This window comes from Bacteroidia bacterium (assembly GCA_033391075.1).
In the GTDB taxonomy this organism is placed as follows: domain Bacteria; phylum Bacteroidota; class Bacteroidia; order J057; family J057; genus JAWPMV01.
Genome location: JAWPMV010000001.1, coordinates 6,688,488 through 6,708,551, shown reverse-complemented (window position 1 = coordinate 6,708,551; position 20,064 = coordinate 6,688,488). Strand labels below are relative to the sequence as shown.

Annotated in this window: 12 protein-coding genes; 7 read left to right on the top strand and 5 right to left on the bottom strand. The window is 43.0% G+C overall.

The features are described 5' to 3' along the window. Positions 1-56: 56 nt before the first annotated feature. Positions 57-5,375, bottom strand: coding sequence for a PKD domain-containing protein (locus R8P61_26840; GenBank protein MDW3650721.1), 5,319 nt, complete (start codon positions 5,373-5,375; stop codon positions 57-59). Between the two features lie 393 nt (positions 5,376-5,768). Between R8P61_26840 and R8P61_26835 the strand changes: the two genes are divergently transcribed. From R8P61_26835 to R8P61_26825, 3 genes are all read left to right on the top strand, one after another. Further along, positions 5,769-6,743, top strand: a complete 975-nt coding sequence (locus R8P61_26835; protein ID MDW3650720.1) for a polyprenyl synthetase family protein — start codon at positions 5,769-5,771, stop codon at positions 6,741-6,743. Between the two features lie 72 nt (positions 6,744-6,815). After that, entirely contained in the window at positions 6,816-7,175 is a 360-nt protein-coding gene (locus R8P61_26830; GenBank protein MDW3650719.1) for a hypothetical protein, read from the top strand. A 143-nt stretch (positions 7,176-7,318) separates the two neighbouring features. After that, positions 7,319-9,817 (top strand): T9SS type A sorting domain-containing protein, encoded by a 2,499-nt coding sequence (locus tag R8P61_26825; GenBank protein ID MDW3650718.1) that lies wholly within the window; start codon positions 7,319-7,321, stop codon positions 9,815-9,817. Between the two features lie 3 nt (positions 9,818-9,820). Here R8P61_26825 and R8P61_26820 read toward each other — a convergent pair whose 3' ends face one another. The 3 genes from R8P61_26820 to R8P61_26810 form a co-directional block, all read right to left on the bottom strand. Next, a complete protein-coding gene (locus tag R8P61_26820; protein MDW3650717.1) occupies positions 9,821-10,930 on the bottom strand; it encodes a glycosyltransferase family 1 protein in 1,110 nt (369 codons plus the stop codon). A 3-nt stretch (positions 10,931-10,933) separates the two neighbouring features. Continuing rightward, a complete protein-coding gene (locus R8P61_26815; GenBank protein MDW3650716.1) occupies positions 10,934-12,859 on the bottom strand; it encodes a glutamate-cysteine ligase family protein in 1,926 nt (641 codons plus the stop codon). Between the two features lie 132 nt (positions 12,860-12,991). Beyond that, positions 12,992-14,383, bottom strand: a complete 1,392-nt coding sequence (locus R8P61_26810) for a cyclic nucleotide-binding domain-containing protein (protein ID MDW3650715.1) — start codon at positions 14,381-14,383, stop codon at positions 12,992-12,994. A 198-nt stretch (positions 14,384-14,581) separates the two neighbouring features. Between R8P61_26810 and R8P61_26805 the strand changes: the two genes are divergently transcribed. Next, positions 14,582-16,336, top strand: coding sequence for an adenylate/guanylate cyclase domain-containing protein (locus R8P61_26805; GenBank protein ID MDW3650714.1), 1,755 nt, complete (start codon positions 14,582-14,584; stop codon positions 16,334-16,336). Continuing rightward, the gene (locus R8P61_26800; GenBank protein ID MDW3650713.1) at positions 16,321-17,619 is read left to right on the top strand and encodes a divalent metal cation transporter; all 1,299 of its coding nucleotides are present in this window, start codon (positions 16,321-16,323) and stop codon (positions 17,617-17,619) included. Before R8P61_26805 ends, R8P61_26800 begins: the two co-directional genes overlap by 16 nt. A 4-nt stretch (positions 17,620-17,623) precedes the next feature. Here the strand turns inward: R8P61_26800 and R8P61_26795 are convergent, their stop codons facing one another. After that, on the bottom strand, positions 17,624-18,400 hold the full coding sequence (locus R8P61_26795) for a DUF695 domain-containing protein (GenBank protein MDW3650712.1): 777 nt from the start codon (positions 18,398-18,400) through the stop codon (positions 17,624-17,626). A gap of 441 nt (positions 18,401-18,841) precedes the next feature. On the opposite strand from R8P61_26795, the gene R8P61_26790 reads away from it, so the two are divergent. Together R8P61_26790 and R8P61_26785 are read left to right on the top strand one after the other, a co-directional pair. After that, on the top strand, positions 18,842-19,600 hold the full coding sequence (locus R8P61_26790; GenBank protein MDW3650711.1) for a ParA family protein: 759 nt from the start codon (positions 18,842-18,844) through the stop codon (positions 19,598-19,600). 15 nt (positions 19,601-19,615) lie between these two features. Next, positions 19,616-20,062 (top strand): hypothetical protein, encoded by a 447-nt coding sequence (locus R8P61_26785; protein ID MDW3650710.1) that lies wholly within the window; start codon positions 19,616-19,618, stop codon positions 20,060-20,062. The last annotated feature ends 2 nt before the right edge of the window (positions 20,063-20,064 follow it).

Genomic DNA, 20,064 nt, shown 5'->3' with positions numbered 1-20,064 from the left:
ATGCAAAAAAAAAGACCTGTCTTAGACAGGCCTTTTTTATAAAATATTTTTAGGACTTACCTCAAGAGAGTGACATTTCCGGTAAAGGTTTTCGAGCCAATGTTAATGGAGTAATAGTAAACACCATCACTTGCATCCTGTCCATTAGAGGCTTTTCCATTCCAACCATTTATGGGCGAATTTTCATCTTCAAACATCAACCTCCCCCAGCGGTCATAGACCTTGATGGTGAAGACTTCCCTTCCATCATAGGTAATGCGGAAGTTGTCATTGATCCCGTCTCCATTAGGCGAGAAGACATTGGGGATCAAAAGTCCCGGGATGAAAATTTTGTAAGGACCGTATTGGATGACATCTGTACATCCTCCTGCATCCGTGATGGTCAGGCTTACGGTATATTCTCCTGCTTCATTGTAGACATGTAGGGGATTTTCTTCTGTTGAAAAATTACCATCTCCAAAGTCCCAAAGGAAGCTTACAGCATCTGTGGATTGATTGGTAAACTGAATCTCGACATTGGGCAGCGGTAATTCTGCTCCGAGATCCGGACTGGAAGTAAAGTCAGCCACTCCTGCTGGGAAGACGGTAATTTCTTTGGTTTGAATATCGGAGATACAGCCTCCCATACCAAATGCCTGGAAAGAGGCAGTATATACTCCGGGGCTTGTATAAGTATGCTCAGGATTGGGCTCATTGCTGATGGGCGAGCCATCTCCAAAGTCCCAGATGTAATTGCTTCCATTGTCAGAGTTCTCCAGAAAGGCAATGGTCAGATCATTACAACCGGAATCCTGACTGGCAAAGAAATCAGCTCCAGGAGCTGGATTCACGTCAATTTGCACCGAATCCATTCCACTACAAGTACCCTGCGTTACGGTAACATAGTAAATGGTCGTTTGATCTGGAGCCACTTGTGGATTGGCTTCTCCCGGATTTCCGATGCTTGTGCCCGGTGTCCAGCTATAGGTTGAAGCTGGTGTTCCGCCGCTCACAAAGAGCTGGACAGAATCCCCTTCACAGATACGACTGGTATCAGCAGAAGCCACCGCAATGACTTCATCAAAGACATCGATTTTTACTTCATCCGTTGTTGAGCAGGATCCTGTGGAAACAGTCAGGGTATATACAGTAGTTGCTGTAGGTCCTGCATTCGGTCCGGGGATCGTAGGCACATTCAAAGTCGGGCTTGGATCCCAATTATAGAATACCGGTCCAGTTGCTGGCCCGCCTATCATCGTATGACTTCCTTGCAAGGCAAGACTATCTCCTCTACAAAGGAAACTATCCACTCCGGCAAAAGCCTGAGGAGCAGGAAGCACATTTACATCGATATTATACTCCGGACTTTCACATCCAAAATTGGAAGTAGCAACCAAAGTATAGGTGGTCGTTATGGAAGGACTGGCCATAGGCATAGCACTAGTGGCATCATCTAAACCAATGGCAGGTGTCCACTGATAGGTATGCGTAGCTCCAGGCTCTGAACTTGCAATTCCATTTAACTGCACCGAATCTCCTCCGCATATTTCAGCTACCAGACCGGGATCAGAAGTGGGCAAGGTATGCACCACAACGGTCAATTGCTCGGCATCACTTTGACATCCATTAGACCAGGCTACCAATGAGTATGTGGTAGTCTGAGGGGGGGAAGCCATAGGCGTTTGAGAGGTAGAATCATCCAAACCGGTAGAAGGTGTCCAGACAAATTGGTAGTCGGGTCCTCCTTGACTGGCAAATCCTCTCAGCATGGTGGTATCCCCGAAACAGATATCGACCGTAGGTCCAGTACTTGCGACGGGTTTATCATTGACATGCACCGTAATGGTACTGAGGGTATCGAGGGTAGTATTATCACTGGTACATCCATTGGCAGAGCTAACGACAACGGTATAGATGGTTGTTTGTGTAGGATTGGCTCTTGGATTGACCAAAGTAGGATCATTGAGGGTAGCTCCGGGTGTCCAGGTGTAAGTGTAGGGTCCGGGTGCTGCGATGGGATTGAGGACGTTAACCTCTAAATTGGTTCCAATGCCATCTTCACAGAGGAACTGATCGGGTCCGGCATCGACGATGGGCAGTTTTTTGACATTGACTTGCACTCCATCGATCTCAGAGGTACATCCATTTCGATCAGTTACCTGCACGAAATAGGTAGTGGTATCGGTAGGATTGACGATGGGATTGGAAACGGCAGGACTGCTGAGTCCACAGGCACCATTGGGATCATCGCATCCCCATTCGAAGAAATAGGGAGCTGTACCACCGATAGGTGTAACATTGAGCTGTACTCCTCCGCTACCTTCACAGAAAGAGATATCATTTCCGGCAAAGGAGCGGAAGTCTGTATTGACTTTGATAAAGACCGTATCGCTATTGGAGGCAAAGGGAGGGCAGGTTTCTTTATCACTTCCCGTTATTACACTGCGGAAGACACTACCCCCATTTGAACAATCCGAAGCAAAACAGACGGTACCTATGATAGAGTCATTTCTTTGTACAAAATCCAAACTGGTAAGCGTTAGGTTTGTACCCGCCAAAGTTGCAAAATCAAAATCGTGAACGAAGTCTACTCCATTCTCTGGCGTATTATCAGCGACGAAGAAATCATAGCACATACCAGAACCGATTTCTATGAAAACGGTATCGCCCACCACACTGGGGTTCATCGATAGATCGTGGCCCACATCTGGTGCGATAGTATTAGGGTCGCTGAGCTTGACATAAACGGTGTCAAAGTCTTCGAGAATATTATCACAATCCCCATTGTCCTCAACTCTAAATACCAATTCGATGAGCTGACCTTCATAATCACAAGAAGGCATCCAGCAGACCTGAGCAGAAGCAGGATTTACTCCCTGGAAGGTGAAGCTGGGGCCGTCTGGCTGACTGAAGATCGGGCTGATCGCAAAGGCAGTGAGCGTATCCGCAATATTAGGGTCAGTAAAATTAAGGTTGAAACAGAAGGATTCTTGCGCATCCACAAAAATGGTATCCCCATCAGTAGTCAGGTTCGCCAGATTCGCAAAAGTTTGCGGAGGATCATTCGGAGGAAAGGCAATTTCAATATAAACCGTATCAAAGGCCTGAGCCGAAGAAGTACAGGGAGCATCATCCCCTACCCCGATAATTAGCTCTATGGTTTGATTTACAAAATCACAAGATGGCGTCCAGCAAATCTGACCTGATACAGGATTATTTCCATTTAAGCTAAAGCTAGGTCCATTAGGATCATTGAAAATTGTACTGACCGTAAAGGCATTCAAATTATCTCTTAGATTCAAATCACTTGCTACATAGTCGTAACAGAATGCATCATTAGCATTAACAAAAATGGTGTCATTGCTAAATGAATTTCCACTGAGATCTGCTACGATATTTGGCGGATCATTGGGAGGTACGGCAACCGAAACATAGACTGTATCGAAAGCTTCTCCTATGCTGGAACAAACCCCAGGATCATTGACTTTGAAAATAAAGGGAACGACCTGGTTCTCATAATCACAAGAAGGCGTCCAACAGACTTGCCCTTGCAAAGGATTATTTCCTGTAGTTGTCAGAGTAGGTGGATTGGGATCATTGAAAACCGGACTCAAGGTCGAGAGGGTAATGATGTCGCCCAAATTCGGATCTGTTGCTGTCAGATCGAAACAGAGATTATCCAGTGCTGACACAAAGATGGTGTCATTGCTAAAGACATTTGCGCTCAGATCGGTAACAATAGCTGGCGGTGCATTTGGCGGAGATTCTATTCGAACAAAGAGCGTATTATTAGCCGGTTGCGAATTGGTACAGGTAGTAATGTCAGAAGCAGCGATGGATAATTCCACCGTTTGTCCTTCAAAATTACAACCTGGCGTCCAGCAAATTTCTCCAACCAGAGGGTCCTGGGTTAAGATATTGAAACTAGGTCCATCCGGACTATTGAAGATGGCACTATTTGCAAATGCAAAAAGGATATCATCCGGATTGGGATCCGTTACATTGAATTGATAACAGAAACTGTTACCGGCATTGATGATAATGGTATCATTGCTTACCTGCAATCCCGTTAAATCCGGAGTGATGGTCGGAGGTTGGTTGGGAGGTACGTCAATAATTACCCAAACGGTATCAAAAACATCCCCCACATTCTGGCAATCTCCTATATCGAAACCTCCCACAATAAGTGGGATTGTATCACCATCATAGCCACAGGAAGGATTCCAACATACCTGCCCATTTATAGGATTTACTCCACTAAAATTAAAAGAAGCAGCAGGCGGGAAAAAATTACCGTTTCCAAAAGCCGCACTAACCGTATAAGCAGAAAGCACATCTCCGGGTACAGTATCCCTCAGGGTTACATCATAGCAGAAAGGAACCCCTGCAGTAGCATAAATGGTATCTCCATCTGTAGAGGTGGTTAATCCCGCTGTATTATGGTTGATTCGCGGAGGTACCCCTTGTGGTAAACAATTGATAATATGTATCTGGAAGTCTCGTCGATTTTCACTTAAGAGAACTCCATTTCGATATTCAAATACTGATATAGCAAAGACAAATATCCCCGTTTGATTGGGAGTAACAGTCATAAAACCAGATTGAGGATCAATGACAAAATCACCAGAACCAAAAGGATCATCAAAACTAAAGCCGGGTAGGAAAGGAACAGTCGCGTATGGAGGAGGTCCCATAGGATTGTTGAAAGGATCAACTGTTGGATCAGGTCCTCCTTGCATAGGGTTTCCAGTTCCTCTTCCAGCTGTATTCAATCCTGAGTAAGGATCAACGATTCTATAAACCAGGCTATCCCCATCAATATCTGATGCGGAGTGATCGAAACTAAACTGCTGGTTTACGCATAAAAAGATTGGGGGGACCTCATCAAAAGTCGGCATATTGTTACAATTCGCCTCATTTGGGTCCGGGACATGCGCCAGATAGGTAATCCCCTGCCCTAGCGGGTTTGCCAGATTGTCAATGGCCTGGTTCCTACAACATCGGGACCAACCGAGATCATATCCTCCAGCTCGAGGGGGTAAGGTTACAATTTCCTCATAAATACCCTCTTCCACACATATTCGTGGAGTTTGCGCAACACAGTCCGGTAAGTCTTCGGGAACAATTTGCGGAGTATTAGGAGGCGCTGTAATGGTTACAGTTTGGATATGGGTACCATTGGGCCCCGCATTAGCAGGAAAGACAAATAAAGTAATGGAGGCGTCAAAAGGTGCCTGCCCGTTTATACAATCCCTATAAAGTTTTAGGGTGACTTTGTATTCGTGGTTCACAGAATCTATACATTCATAGAATAGCTCAGAACCCACGATATGGGTCGCTTTTCCGTTGAAAGTGAGAAATGTGAGGCACACTAACGTTGCGAATAGTCGCTTCATTGTTGGAAAGTTAGCTTGTTCTCAGAGGTCAAAATGTGAGTTAAGAAACGAACAGCGAGCTACTTGTCAGCTTATGGACAATGGCTTGTGTTTTCTTCTAGTTTAACGTCTTAGGCTGTGATTTCGCTGCTCTGTCTCCTTATCCTGAGACAAATGAAACTGAATTGCCCCTAACGATGTTTTTGAAAAAGTAAACATTATTAAATTACAAATTTTCCCAAGAATAATCATAAACAATAAATGCTAGTATATTCTTTTACATATATGGTAAAAGCTGATGCTGAGGAGGGTATATGAAAGACAAGGAAAATGCCAAAACTTTCAGTAACTTTTGAAAGTTAATATGTAAATTGTAGGTACAAGCGAAGAAAATAATGTACTTTTACAGCTAATATGTCAGAAGCTCTAAAAAGCATACAGGCTCCCATAGCGCAGGAACTGGTTTACTTTGATAAGTACTTCAAGTCTGCTATGAAAACCGACGTGGCTTTGATGGATAGAGTAATGCGCTATCTGATCAAGACTAAAGGGAAGCAAATGAGACCTATGATGGTTTTATTTAGTGCCAATCTGTGCGGTGGGATCAATCCATCAACTTATAGAGGCGCTGCTTTGGTGGAGCTTTTTCATACAGCAAGTTTGATCCATGATGATGTAGTAGATGATGCAGATCGGAGAAGGGGCTTCTTTTCTCTAAATGCACTTTGGAAAAACAAGATCGCTGTACTCGTCGGCGACTTTTTACTTTCCAGGGGGATGTTGATGTCCTTAGAGCACAATGACTACGATCTCCTGAAGATTTTTTCCAATGCAGTAAAGTTGATTACAGAGGGAGAGCTCCTGCAAATGGAGAAGGCCCGAAAGCTCAATATAGATGAAGCCGTTTACCTAAAGATCATCAAGCATAAAACCGCATCTCTATTTGCCTGTTGCTGCGAAACGGGAGCAGCCAGTGCCACAGATGATGAGGAAAAAATCAAAAATATGCGCGATTTTGGCCTAAAAGTCGGCATAGCTTATCAAATCAAAGATGATCTCTTTGATTATGGAACGGATGATGTAGGGAAACCGCTTGCAATTGATATAAAGGAAAGGAAAATGACCCTGCCTTTGATCCATGTCCTCAATAAGTCCAGCTGGAAAGAGCGACGAAAAGTGATCAACATTATTCGAAATCATAATACCGATCCCAAGAAGGTTGGATATGTAATAAACTTCGTCAAAGAGAATAATGGCATAAGCTATTCAGAGGAAGTCATGCATCAATATGTAGAGGAGGCTCGCGAGATCCTGAATACCTTTGATGACACGCCCGCTCGACAGTCACTTCACGAACTGATCAACTACGCCATCATGAGAAAAAAATAGCTTTTTCTCTGGCTATCAGGTAGATATATCACTTATCCCCAGGCCTTGATATTTTCTACATTTGATCTAATTATGAGTTTAAATATTTGCAATAGTCGAATTAATTGGGTTTATTTGGCCCGAACCAAATTAATTAAAAAAATGAAAGCAAAGTTTTTAAACTTTTTAGCTATTTCCCTCATGTTCAGCTTGTTTGCTTTTGGATGTCAAGAGACTAAAAAAGCAGCAAACGATGCCGCTGATGCAGTAGAAAACGCTGCTGATAATGCAGCAGATGCTGCCGGTGATGCTATGGACGCAGCCGGTGATGCTGCTGAAAATGCAGCAGATGCTGCAGGTGATGCCATGGAAGATGCTGCAGAAGCAGTAGATTCTACTATGGAAGAAGCAAAAGAAGCCGTTAAAGAAGCGGTAGAAGGAGAAGGAAATTAATCCCGTTCCCGTTACACACACAAAAAGGCTCATCTTCGGATGAGCCTTTTTTTTATGTAATGCCTGATAGTTTATTGATTGAAATTTACGATTTATTGTAATTAATTTCAATCTGCTTATGATAAACGAATACAGCGTATTGCATGAAAAAAGCCGGGAAAGAAAAATTAAGCCCTGCCGCTAGGACAGGCCTTTTATCGAATCTCACCCACAAACTAAAGCTTTCTACTGGCCTCATTTCGAGTGCGGGCATTATTATGGCCGCGGTTTTATATAGCATAGACTTTTCATGGGTCTCTGTTGGCAAATCCTATCAACTTAAAGGGACGGTCGTTAGAGACCTCAATAAGAATGGGATCATGGAGGCCGAGGACTTGCCTATGAGTAATGTAAACCTTCGCGTTTACAGTGATCTCAATAAAAATGGGAGTATAGATCCTTATGATTTGTATTTAGGACAAAGCTTTTCAGGAATTCAAGGAGACTTTTCTTTTGAATTACCCGAAATAAATACCTTCAACATCCGACCCAGAGTTTTTGGGAAATATGGGAGTTGGGATACAAATAATAGCTTTAGCCTAACTTTTGATAATACAGAACTTCAGCATATCAGGAAAATCAAGAGTATATGGCTGGAAGTTTATCCTCAGGAAGACAATGCTGATTTCGCTATTACAGAAATCAGTTTAAAGGGAGAAAAGAAGAAATTGAGGTGGAACCACCAACCCTGGAAAATGGGAAAGCACTTCCAAAGTCCAGACATGAAGAAGCTTTTGAAACCTTTATTAAATTCCCGGAAACAAGCGGATGTTTTCCAACTGGAGTTTAAATTTTTAGAAGGAATCTCGCCGCGGAAAATCAAAGCAGATGTCTATCTCCATATAAAATTTGAGAATACAGACACCCCCTATTTATTGGCCTTTGAGAATGGCCTGGATAAAAAGGGGAATCCCATTCATGCTGTCAGCTGCCTCAATAATCAGGCCCATGAGAATCTTCTGCTTTCCTATACGGGAAAGCCTTCTCAATGCCTGCTTCAAAACAAGCAGGGCCAATTGATCCTTTTCAATAGAAATACCGAGGTAGGCGTTTCTCTCAATAGTCAATTAGGTACAGATTCTTATCCCCTTATTGCCGACCCTCAAACGGCCTCCTGGTGGCGAATTGAAGGTCCATATTTGCAATGGTTAAATAGTCGGACGGATCTCATCAAAGAAGAAAAACTCCGCCTGCCTTTTTGTCCTGATCAAGGATCTTGTCTGAAAGCTTATGCCTATCATGCGCTGGCGGATGAAATTTGGATGTGGGACAAGAACGATAAATTGTGGAAGCTTCCCCTTTCAAGAGAGGGGGAAGCAGTAAGTGTGACTGATCTAAGGTTTGTTGCGGATTGGAAGGAAAAGGCCAGGTCTTTTCCGGGGGAAATTTATCGCATGGCTATCGATACTAGGAAAGATGAAATCTATTTCCTGACCCAAGACAAAGGAAAATTGACTTCCTTGAATAAGATTAAGATGGATGGATCCTCCTATCGACCCTTAGGCCCCATACTTGATGCTGGTAAAGCATTGAAACATATCACGGGCTTTGAGATTCGACCAGAAGGAGATATTTGGATAATGAATAATCAGATAGAAGAAGGAAGCCATGATATTTTCAAGATCGATCCGGATTATCAGTTGATGAGTCTGATCAGTAAACAGAAAATACAGGGAGGTGCTCGCAATTGTTCCTGTATGGCTGTAGCTCCTTACAAAATCAGTACACGGGTCTATGATGATAAAAACCTCAATGAAAAGCTGGATGCTGATGAAAGATACCTTCACAAGGTCGGTTTAAAGGTCCGATCGCATAATACGAAGGAGAATGAGGTGCTCTCAATATATCCCAATGAAAAGGGAGACTACATTTACCGAACCTATGAAAAAGGCATGACGGAATTTCAAATAGATGAGGAAAGTTTGCCGGAAGGTTTTGTAAGTAGTAGCTATAGCTCGATCATTGTTTCTCATAAAACGACATTGAGTGGGGCAGATTACTTCCCCGCCAATTTTGCCGTCAGCCATATCTCCAATAGTCCCAATATCAGATGGGCAGGAATTCGGGGAAAATTATCAGAAGGAGGGGTGCAATTGGAATGGGCTACCTCCAAAGAAGTGAATGCAAAAGTCTTCGAAGTTTTACGATCTGAGGATGGCATCCATTATGAATCGATTGGAGGGGTAGAGCCTAAAGGAAGCCATGAAGATATGCAGGAATATGAGTACAAAGATTACCTGATTGATGAAGTAGAAACCTCTATTCTAGCTTATCGAATCAAAATGAAAGGCGGCATGGGGAAAAGTGCTTATAGTCCGGTTACCAAAATAGTGGTTGGCCAGGAAGATGAGGGGCTTGATTTAGATGTGCGAGTTCACCCTTCGAATGAATCCATCAAGCTTAGTTATCAGGTATTGAAACCAGGCCCATCTGAAATCAGAATCCTGAACCTAACCGGAAATGTAATGCAAACCATCCCTGTTCAATTGAGTAGAAATGGAGCAGAAGAAAATGTGGAGGTAAAAGGTTGGGCGAAAGGTATGTATTATGCCCAGTTAAGAAATGGGAAAAATTCTGTGATGCGAAGATGGGTACTGAAATAAGACTTACAGGCTTTTATAGATATTGACAAGTTGTTCTGTCAGGAGCTTTCCGTGGAAGCGCTTTACATAAGCGGCTCCTTTTTCCTGCATATACTTTGCTCGTGCTGGATCTGTCAAAACCCTTTCGATGGCTTTCGAGATTTCTTCAACTTTTTTCGGATCGATATAGAGGGAATCCGGACCTCCTGCTTCGGGTAGAGAGGAAGTATGGGAGGTAATCACAGGAGTTTGACTCCATAAGGCCTCAATGATGGGAATCCCGAATCCTTCAAAATGAGAAGGGTAAATCAGAGATTTAGCCTCCTGATAAATGGCCGGAAAGTCGGAGAAAGGAACCCCTTCGCAAAACACGAATAGCTTCTCCAGCTTATTCCTGGCAATGTATTCCTGAACTTTTTGTTTATAAGCCTTTCCTTCTCCCAGTACCAAGAGAGGAATTTGCAGATCAGTAGGCAGCATCTCAATGGCTTTAACCAATCCTAAAAGATTTTTCCTTTCTATAATAGAACCCACATAAAGGAGATATTCTTTAGGCAGTTGGTGTCTGTCAAGGACCTGTCGATTTACTTCTTGCGGATTGAGTTGATAAAATTGTTCATCACAAGCCTGATAGAGGACCTCTATCTTTTCTTCGGCTGTTTGATAAAAGCGGATGAGATCGGCTTTGGTACTTTCGCTTATGGCCAGAATCTTATCCGCATGTTTGGCTGCATATTTAAATTTCCAATTATAGATTTTCCTATCGATAAAGGGATAGAGATGGGGATGATGGAGAAAGATCAGGTCATGCATGCTTACAATGCTCTTGATTCCCTTCTCCCCTACCCTCAAAGGAATCTCATGACTAAGGCCGTGATAGATATCGATCCCATCTTTTTGGAGATCTTTGCTAATGCCTCTACTTCGCCACAATACTCCCTTTCCTGTATGCCGATGATAAGGTTTGTCCAAAAATTCCTGTACTCGGGCATGTGAAGATAGCTTTGGAGAATATAAATGAAGTTCCCAATCCTCATTCGCATATTGCGAAAGATTGCTCAGCAGACTTCTGCTATAGTTTCCCAGGCCGGTAAAATTGTGGAAGAGTCTTTTTGCGTCGAATCCTATTCTCATAAACTAGTTCAGCTTCCTCGCCAATCTTCGAATCAGATTTCCAGTAATCGTTAGGAAATCAGTCTCGGTGATCATGCCCACAAGGGTATCATTTTTAAGAACAGGTAAACAACCGATCTGATGATCCTGCATAATCTCCATGGCTTTGTGAATGCTATCTTCTGGAGATATTCCTTTGGGATTTTTGAACATGACAGATTTTACGGTCGGTACATCTTCCGATTTATTCTCATGATTTCTTTCCAAATAAGACCGTAGCAACCTCCGCATAGTCAATACTCCTACAAGCTTACCTTTTTTATCTTCTACAGGAACATGCCTGATTTTTCGCCAGTCCATCAAACTGGCAGCAAAATCGATGAGATCATCTTCTTTGACCGTAATGAGATCGGTACTCATAAATTCTTCTACAAGGAGTGCTGTAGGTTCGTAATCGGTATCGTCAGATTTGGCCAACTCCCATTCATGGACAGGTTTGCCTTGATGTTGTTGACGATAAATGGATGCGGTAATGGCAGAAATGGTTTCATCCCGGGTTACTCCCTCTTTGCGAAGATTAGAGAATGAGGTAAGGATCCAGTGGGAACCTGTCATTCCGGACTTACAGCGGGCTTCGATGATGCCCAGATAGTACTCGATATCTTTGGGTGAAATTTTGGCTTTCTCAAGGCCTGCTTTTGCAATAGGCAAAAGCTCTTCTAATATGAGTTGAGCAGGCGAAATCTTCCGCCCCTTTGTCCAACAGAATTGCGTATCCATTCCAAAACGGGCAGCCTTGAAGAAATTGGCTTTCACATCGGCAAAGTCTAGCTCCTGGGAAATATCCGGATAGGTCTCTTCCATTCCATTCATCAATCCCAACCAGAAAGTGGCATTTGCCATGGTATCGGGAAGGCTTGGACCAGCTGGAAGGATGCGATTCTCAATTCGCAAATGAGGCTTGCCATTGGGGGAAATACCATAACAAGGCCGGTTCCAGCGATAAACCGTTGAGTTGTGGATATTGAGTGCACGAAGTTTGGGGGTGATTCCCTTATTAAGTTTCTCAAAAACATCTTCGTCTACGTCTGTGGAAAGCAAGACCTGAAATCGTGCAAGGTCTTCCTGATAAATTTCCATAATGGAATTTTTCAGCCAGTCGCTTCCGAAAGTTACCCGTGGGCTTCTGTCTCTAAAGTGTTCTGTCAGGGTGCGGATATCTATGGATTGCTGGAACAAAGCGATTCGCGTTTCTTTCCACAATCTTCTTCCAAACAAAAGGGGAGAATTCACAGAAATTGCCATGACAGGAGCTGCCAGAGCCTGTGCGTAATTGTATTTGCGAACGAAATCATTGGGCGCGACCTGCAGGTGGACCTGGAAGCTGGTATTACAAGCCTCCAACATAGCTGTATCCTGTTTCAGATTAAGTTCATCTATCCCTTCTATTCGCAACTCAAAAGCTTCCCCTCTTAGTTCTTTTAAACCATCCATCAACGCACGATAGCGATCCAAAGGAGTAATATTTTCTATCTCAACATCTGCTTTACGTATAGTGGGCAAAATCCCTGAAAGCAAGATGGTTGCCCCTAAAGCCTCTACCTTTTCCTGAGCCGTATCCAGGGTTTTTTTCAGAGAAGCATGCATATCAGAAATACTACTTCCTGTAAACTCCAGCGGCATCATATTGGCTTCCAAATTGAAGTTGGCTAATTCGGAAGTGAAAAGATCATTATCTATGGTCTTTAGGGCCTGAAGATTTATGTGCATGGGTTTCCAAAATCTATCCACAAGGCACATCTCCTGTTCGGCCCCTATTCGTGTGATATCGTCTTCAAACCATTCCTCTTTCAGCATGCGCTCTAATGCATGTGTATCTTGAAGTAAATACCTTACGAATTTTTGCTGTTCTTCCTGCGTGCGTACAGATTTTACATTGAGGTCTCCCATGGGCTGTTTCGTTTTAATAGTCCTACACCATAATATATAGAATTTTCCATAAACGTGTTGGGGTGCTGGCGTGCTGGTGTAAATTTTTGGATACAACTCCAACAAGCCAAGACTCCAGTACGTTTACACATCTTAAATCAAAGTCAGTTTCTGATTTACCTCAAGAGCCATAGCCTCCTGGCGGAGTTCTTTCTTGAGGATTTTGATATAATCTACTACTTCATCCAGATGGCTATTCATATCCGCCTGTGTGATATAGGAATGGACGATGTACACGACTTCTCCAATCAATCCCAATTTCTCACTGTGCCATACACCATTGGCTGTTTTGCAGGTGGCCCCTCCAAACCTTTCGGCCATAAAATTCATAGCCTGATCCATATATTTTGAAGTGTCAGCTTCCTGATCTGCATCCAGAGTAGTTGGAATAAATATCCCTATGCTATTGGTTCGCTCCAGTCTTTCTATACAATTTGATAGTAAACTGGAAAATGATTCAGGGACTTCTTCGACTACTCGATTGGGAAGTTGGAATCTTGGGAAGGCTTCTTCAAAAGGAAGGGTATAGTCTGCCCAGGCAATGGGTTCAAGCTCTTTAAATTCAGGTCGACCGTGATTGGAGATCGTAATAACCGAAGTCTCATTGGGCTTGATTTTCCCTTTAAGTTGCTTCATGATCCTTTCTCCATTTTTGATCCCTTTATCAGTAGGAGAAACCATCACAACGATCTGGTCCGCCTGTTCGACCATGATACCTACACCTTCATCCACATGGTTTCGAACGTGAATGACAATATTATCATAATTGCTTCGAATATTGTCGAGCATCAAGGTAACCCGAGTGTTTACGGGTAGATATCTTTCTCCGGTCGGAAAAAGAATATCGTAACCTTCATGATGGTGGTATACACTGCTGCCTTTCCCCAGATCATATCCTCTGAGAATACGCCAGGGATTGGGATATTCAAAGAGAGCTGTAGGGGTATGCAGGGTATGGGCCATTTCTTCTGCCAGCAAAGCAGAAAAACTGGTACTACCATTGTTCTTGTCTTCCGGATGAAAAACCAGGATCAGTTTACTTTCCTTAAAAGCCTTACTATGGCGTCTATTGGAATCGACCAGATAACGACCCAGGATTCTGGCAAGTTCTATGGCAACACTGGGATGACTGTTCATGATATCCAGAAAATCTTTTCTCTGAATGACCAAAACATCTACTTCACTTAGGGCATCAACAGTAGCCGAACGAGGAGCATTCTCCAATATCCCTACCTCTCCAAAGGTGGTTCCAGGCATCAGATATGCCAATAGGCGTTCCCGGTCAGAGGATACCTGTTTCACTGCTACGATCCCATTTACAACGATGAAAAGTGTCGTACTGGGTTGACCCTGCCACACAATCACGTCTCCTGCAAAAAATTGACGGAACTTGGCTCTTTGAGCCACACGTTCTAGTTCTTCTTCTGTCAACTTTGAGAAAAGAGAGGAGAGCTGAAGGTTCTCTTTAATTTTACTAAACTCCATATGGCTTCCTCGAAAGAAATTCGGCGCCTAAAGATAATAGGTTTTTACTTCTTTCTTTCGCATTTTTGTTCAGCTACGATTCTTCTCCCCCTAAAAATATTTTGTACCAGACAAAATTATTGCTCCTTTAAACAGAAATGATTCCTTGTTCTGGCTTTGATGCGTAAATTTGTTTCATTCGAAAGACAGCCTTTCCACATGAATTTCAGATCCCTTTTTGGTTCCCTTTTCTTCCTTGCAGTCATCAGTATAAACCTTCAGGCACAAAGCCTTGAAGAGCTTCGCAATGAATTAGCTGCAGCTCCTGATGATTTCAATAAGGTGAAAATGTACCTGGATGCTGCCCGGAAAGTATCCTCCCAAAATCCTGATGCGGCACTCGAATTTGCGCAGGGAGCTCTGGATCTTTCTCAAAAAAGAAGAAGCAAAGAAGGGGTGGTTCAAAGCCATAGTTATATGGGGCTTTTATACATCAACAAAAAGAATTGTGTCAAAGCCCTGGATAATCTCAATAAAGCCGTGAGCCTCAAAAAGCAGCTCATCCCTAAAAAAGCCTCCTATAAAAGCAGTATAGCCAAAGACTACCGACTGATCGGACACTGTGAAGAACAAAGTGGGAAAGATCAGGCTGCCCTGAAGTCCTATCAAACGGGTGTGCGCTATTCCATCGAAAGTAAAAATCGACATGAATATGCATGGGGGATGTTTCAGGTTGGCCAATTGCAAAATAAAATGGGAGATCATGCGACAGCGGTTGGGGCATTGGATAAAAGCATAGAACAGGCAAATAAGTTGGGCATGAGTACCCTTTCTCGAAATGCAGATCGTATCAAAACGGCAAGCATGGCTGTTTTGGAAACTCGCCTGGAAAAAGAAGAAGCAGAAAATGAAGTTAAAATAGCCCAACAGGAAATCGAAAATGCTCAGCAAAAAATAGAAGAACAAGAAGAATTTGCTGAGACTTTGGTAACTGAGAAGCAGTTGGCAGAAATGGAGCGAGATGCAAAGATTGCGGAGATTGAATTGAAGGCACAGGAGCTGGACAAGCTAGAGCTTAAGAATGCCATGATTGAGGCTGAGAAAAATAAAATCGAAGCCGAACAGGAAGCTCAATTGGAACGCCAGAAAAGAGAGGAAGAACGTTATCAACTCTTAGGACTTGGAGGCGGGATTGTATTCTTGCTGACTGTGCTATTTATGTTTGGCAGGATTCGCTCCAGAAGGAAACATGCCAAAGCCATAGAAAAAGAGAAACTAAAATCCGAAAGCTTATTATACGATGTGCTGCCTGAACCCATTGTTAAAGAAATCATGGTAGCAGGGAAAGCCAAACCACAGAAGTATCAGGAAGTCAGCATATTATTTACCGACTTCAAGGGCTTTACCAAAATAGCAGCCAGCCTTTCACCGGATAAACTGGTAGCAGATCTGGATTATGCTTTTGAAACCTTTGATCATATCACCCGGAAATACGGACTGGAAAAAATCAAAACCATCGGGGATGCTTATATGGCTGCGGCAGGGGTACCCAATCCTAGTAAGGACCATGCCCTGGATGCAGTTGGGGTAGCCTTAGAGATGCAGGCTTTCATGAAGAAGTGGAGGACCGAAAAGCTTCGCAAAGGAGAGACTCCCTGGGAACTTCGCATAGGGATCAATTCAGGACCGGTCGTAGCCGGAGTGATTGGTCAACACAAATTTGCCTATGACATCTGGGGGGATGCGGTAAATATGGCGAGTCGAATGGAATCCAGTGGAGAACCCGGCAAAATCAACATCTCCGCTCGAACCAAGCAACTGATCGAAAAAGTTGCCAGCACTACCCCAAGAGGAAAAATTGAGGTAAAAAATGCCGGAGCAGTGGATATGTACTTCGTAAATGACTTATTTGTCAAGAAGAACTTTCAAGCTACTACTCCTAAGCCTCAGAAAAAACCATGGTGGCGAAAATAAAACTCAGTCGTATCATCTTTTGGTCGGTAATCTCGGCCGCATTCATTGGACCCGGTACCGTTACAACTGCAGCCTCTTCAGGTGCAGAATACGGACTTAGCCTTTTATGGGCTTTGACCTTTTCCACTTTTGCCTGCTTTCTTTTACAGGAAGCAGCTGCCAGAATTCCCCTTGCTTCCGGATTAAATCTTGGACAAGCCCTGGTAAAACGATATGGGCATGGACATTTCATTCCGGTAGCAATGGCCGTTGCGATCATTTCAGGGGGAATTGCTTATCAGGCCGGCAATATCCTGGGTTCTGTTTCGGGGGCTATCTTATTATTTGGGGAAAGTGGGGCCATGAACTGGCAACTCATCTTTACCATTGTAATTGCCTTGCTTGCAGCGGGTGTCCTACTTCTGGCAAATATCCAGCGTATTTCTCGCATTTTGGGAATGGTGGTCGCTACCATGGGATTTGCTTTTATTGTGGTTGCGCTGAGTTCGGAGGTAAGTTGGGGAAATGCACTGGGAAGCAGTCTGATCCCGACTTTCCCCGAAGGATCGGGCATTCTCGTCATTGGATTGATTGGTACTACCATTGTGCCTTACAACCTTTTTTTAGGCTCAGGCATGAGTAAAAATCAGGACATACGTGAAATGAGATGGGGGCTTGGGATTGCGATTATTCTGGGAGGATTGATTTCCATGGCCATTTTATTAGTGGGGAGCACTATGCAGGCGCCTTTTAGCTTTGCAGGTATGGCTGAGGCTATGCAAAGTGGTCTTGGAAACTGGGCCGCCGTTTTATTTGGAATTGGACTTTTCGCTGCCGGATTTACTTCTTCTGTAACGGCTCCTCTCGCGGCAGCTGTTACCGCACAAAGTATCTTTGCCAAAGAGGGAAATGAATGGGGAGAGAAATCCCGATCTTATATAGGAGTCTGGGGCATCGTATTAGTGAGCGGTATGGCATTTGGGGTAATGGGAGTAAAACCTATTCCGATTATCATTCTGGCGCAGGCACTCAATGGATTACTCCTACCTTTTGTTGCAGCCTTTCTTCTGCTGGTGGTAAATGATAAAAAATTAATGCCCGCAGAATTTAGAAATTCTACGGGCTTGAATCTTGTATCCTTGTTAATCGTGGCGGTGAGCATTGTCCTTGGCTTGAATCAAGTGATGAAAGCTTCTTTCTCGGCTTTATCCCTTGAATTACCTGCCTTGGGTACCTACCTTTTTATCTTGATCGGACTTTCTGTCCTGATCTCAGCCTGGTTGGCTTACAGGATCTTCAAATAAACACTTATTCGAGGATCACACCGGTTTCCCAGCCGTCATATTCTCCCTGACTGGCTTCTGCTGCCTGTATGAGGTAGAATACGGCTTCATCAATGGTAGCAGTCTCCATTTGCTCCAATCTACTAATGATCAAAGAATAGGGAAGTCCATTTCGCAGCGGATCAAATCCTTTTTTCATAATGCGAAAGTTTTCCGGCTTTACTTCCTGAATGAATTCCTCTCTATCCTGTTCAGACTCAAAGTGAACATAGTGATCTACATTTCTGGCTTCAGTCATAGGATCCCCATGCTGTCCAATCTTATCCAAAACTCTACGATTGAGGATAGACTGATACTCTAGCCGGGACGGATAGATAAATTGGAGATAAAAGGCCCACTCTGTATCGAGATGCGCTTTAATCTTATATGTATAATCTCCAAAGCTCTCCATTACTTCTTCTATGATGGCTTCGTGCCCGATAGAAGAATTGCAATAGAAGTAAAAAATTCTTTGTCCATTGGTTGTGTTGCGAGCGGCATACATGCCTCCAAGTGATTCGGACATATGTTCTGCGAGTCTGTCCTCCATAACATATAGTACCTCTGCTTCACCTGGCATAGTAAGGCCGTGTTCATTTGGACTGTTTAGATCTACAGCAACCTGAATAAAATCTATTTTTCCTATTATCGGTGCTTGATCTATGAGAGCAAGATCCAGCATAATAGATGCTGGCTTGTCTTCTACTGTACAAAAGTAGAAATCCCACTCTGTATGAGAGTGATCAATTACAGTATGGTTCATGAAATAAGAAAGATCTGTTTATACCCAAACGGAATGTTCTCATAAATCTAGGTCTCTCCCTTCTATCTTTCCAGCCTTTATGATTCAATGGTTATTTTCAAAGGGTATTCAGTTATAAAATAGAGGAAGGATAATAGCTTTTGCATATATAATCAAATCTTATCAGGGGGATTTCAGCTTTCGTCAAAAAAGAAGGCAAGTATCATAAAATGGATCGAAATTTGAGAATTCACGCATAAGAAGGAGAAAAAAAATAATTTAAAGCAATGAACTATGTGAAGCTATATATATTCCTGATAGTCAGATTTTTGAAAAAAATCAGTTGAAGCATTGGTCCTAAAAAAATTAAATAAAATGCTTTCGGAAATTCCAGTCTCCAGATTTTTTATTCTCTTAGCGATTGGCTAATTTTGATCAAACAGGATTTGCAAAAAAACTTCTATGAGTGTAATCTCAATTGCTAATCATAAAGGCGGCGTAGGGAAAACAACCACAACCGTTAACCTGGCAGCAGCACTGGCCCGTACCGGCGCTCGTGTGTTGATCCTGGATTTGGATCCCCAGGCAAATGCGACTTTCTCCGTAGGTCTAAAGAAACAGGACCGGACCATTTACCAGGTTTTGGCATTTGGTGAGGATATCAGAAAAATGATTCTACCTATTTCTGATATGTTCATCGTTCCGGCTTCCGTTCATTTGGCCGGCTTTGAAAAGAATACGGAAGTTGGGAAAGAGTTTATCCTTCAGGAAAGTCTTTCATCCATTAAGGATGACTTCGATTTTATTCTGATAGATTGTCCGCCATCTCTGGGGGCTCTGACCATTTCAGCTCTTACAGCGAGCGATGTAGTACTGATCGCCTTACAGCCGGAGTTTCTGGCTCTGCAGGGGATGACAGACTTTATCAAGATCTTGCGGACCGTTAAAACCCGCATGAATAGCGAGCTGGAATTATTGGGAATCGTAACTACCCAATTTGATCACCGTAAAGTATTACATAGAGATATCCTTGAGCATGCCACTCAGCAATATGATGAGGTAGTGTTCAAAACCAAGATCAGGGGAAATGTAGCCTTGGCAGAATCGCAGAGTTTGGGGCAGCATATTTTTGAATATGACCCTGATTGCAATGGAGCGATAGATTATACCAGCCTGGCTGAGGAAGTCCTTCACAGATTACAAGTAGAAGTAGCTCTTTAAAAAGAAACTTAATAGATGGCAAAGAAATTCTTGGAAACTTTGGGAGATGTATTTGAAGATGATATGCTTCAAGACGTGATTCCTATGCGTAAGGGTCAGAAGCCCGCGAAGAGGAAGAACTTTCTCAAAGCTTTGCAAGATGAAAAGTCAGAAAAGAAAAGCGCATTTACTTCTTCGAAAACAGCAGACACAAAAAAGCGAAGGAAAAGCTTTCTGGAATCTATAGAAGATGCCCTGGAAAACAATGCCTTCGATGATATCATTCCTAATAATCCTTCCTGGACTCAGAAAAAGAAAAATACCTCAACATTAAATAAGGAGTTCGAAACTCGTCTGAGTACCAGCATACCCACCAATGTCCTTGATCGTGCCAAGGAAATTGCAAAATTGAAACAACTCAATCTTAAAGAGGTGATTCACATTGCATTGAAATGGTACGTAGAAAACGATGGTAAACTCTAATC

Coding starts and splice junctions, on each gene's coding strand:
- R8P61_26805 (MDW3650714.1), top strand. CDS start 14,582: ATGAATTTCAGATCCCTTTTTGGTTCCCTTTTCTTCCTTGCAGTCATC.
- R8P61_26820 (MDW3650717.1), bottom strand. CDS start 10,930: ATGAGAATAGGATTCGACGCAAAAAGACTCTTCCACAATTTTACCGGC.
- R8P61_26790 (MDW3650711.1), top strand. CDS start 18,842: ATGAGTGTAATCTCAATTGCTAATCATAAAGGCGGCGTAGGGAAAACA.
- R8P61_26795 (MDW3650712.1), bottom strand. CDS start 18,400: ATGAACCATACTGTAATTGATCACTCTCATACAGAGTGGGATTTCTAC.
- R8P61_26810 (MDW3650715.1), bottom strand. CDS start 14,383: ATGGAGTTTAGTAAAATTAAAGAGAACCTTCAGCTCTCCTCTCTTTTC.
- R8P61_26815 (MDW3650716.1), bottom strand. CDS start 12,859: ATGGGAGACCTCAATGTAAAATCTGTACGCACGCAGGAAGAACAGCAA.
- R8P61_26830 (MDW3650719.1), top strand. CDS start 6,816: ATGAGTTTAAATATTTGCAATAGTCGAATTAATTGGGTTTATTTGGCC.
- R8P61_26835 (MDW3650720.1), top strand. CDS start 5,769: ATGTCAGAAGCTCTAAAAAGCATACAGGCTCCCATAGCGCAGGAACTG.
- R8P61_26800 (MDW3650713.1), top strand. CDS start 16,321: ATGGTGGCGAAAATAAAACTCAGTCGTATCATCTTTTGGTCGGTAATC.
- R8P61_26825 (MDW3650718.1), top strand. CDS start 7,319: ATGAAAAAAGCCGGGAAAGAAAAATTAAGCCCTGCCGCTAGGACAGGC.
- R8P61_26785 (MDW3650710.1), top strand. CDS start 19,616: ATGGCAAAGAAATTCTTGGAAACTTTGGGAGATGTATTTGAAGATGAT.
- R8P61_26840 (MDW3650721.1), bottom strand. CDS start 5,375: ATGAAGCGACTATTCGCAACGTTAGTGTGCCTCACATTTCTCACTTTC.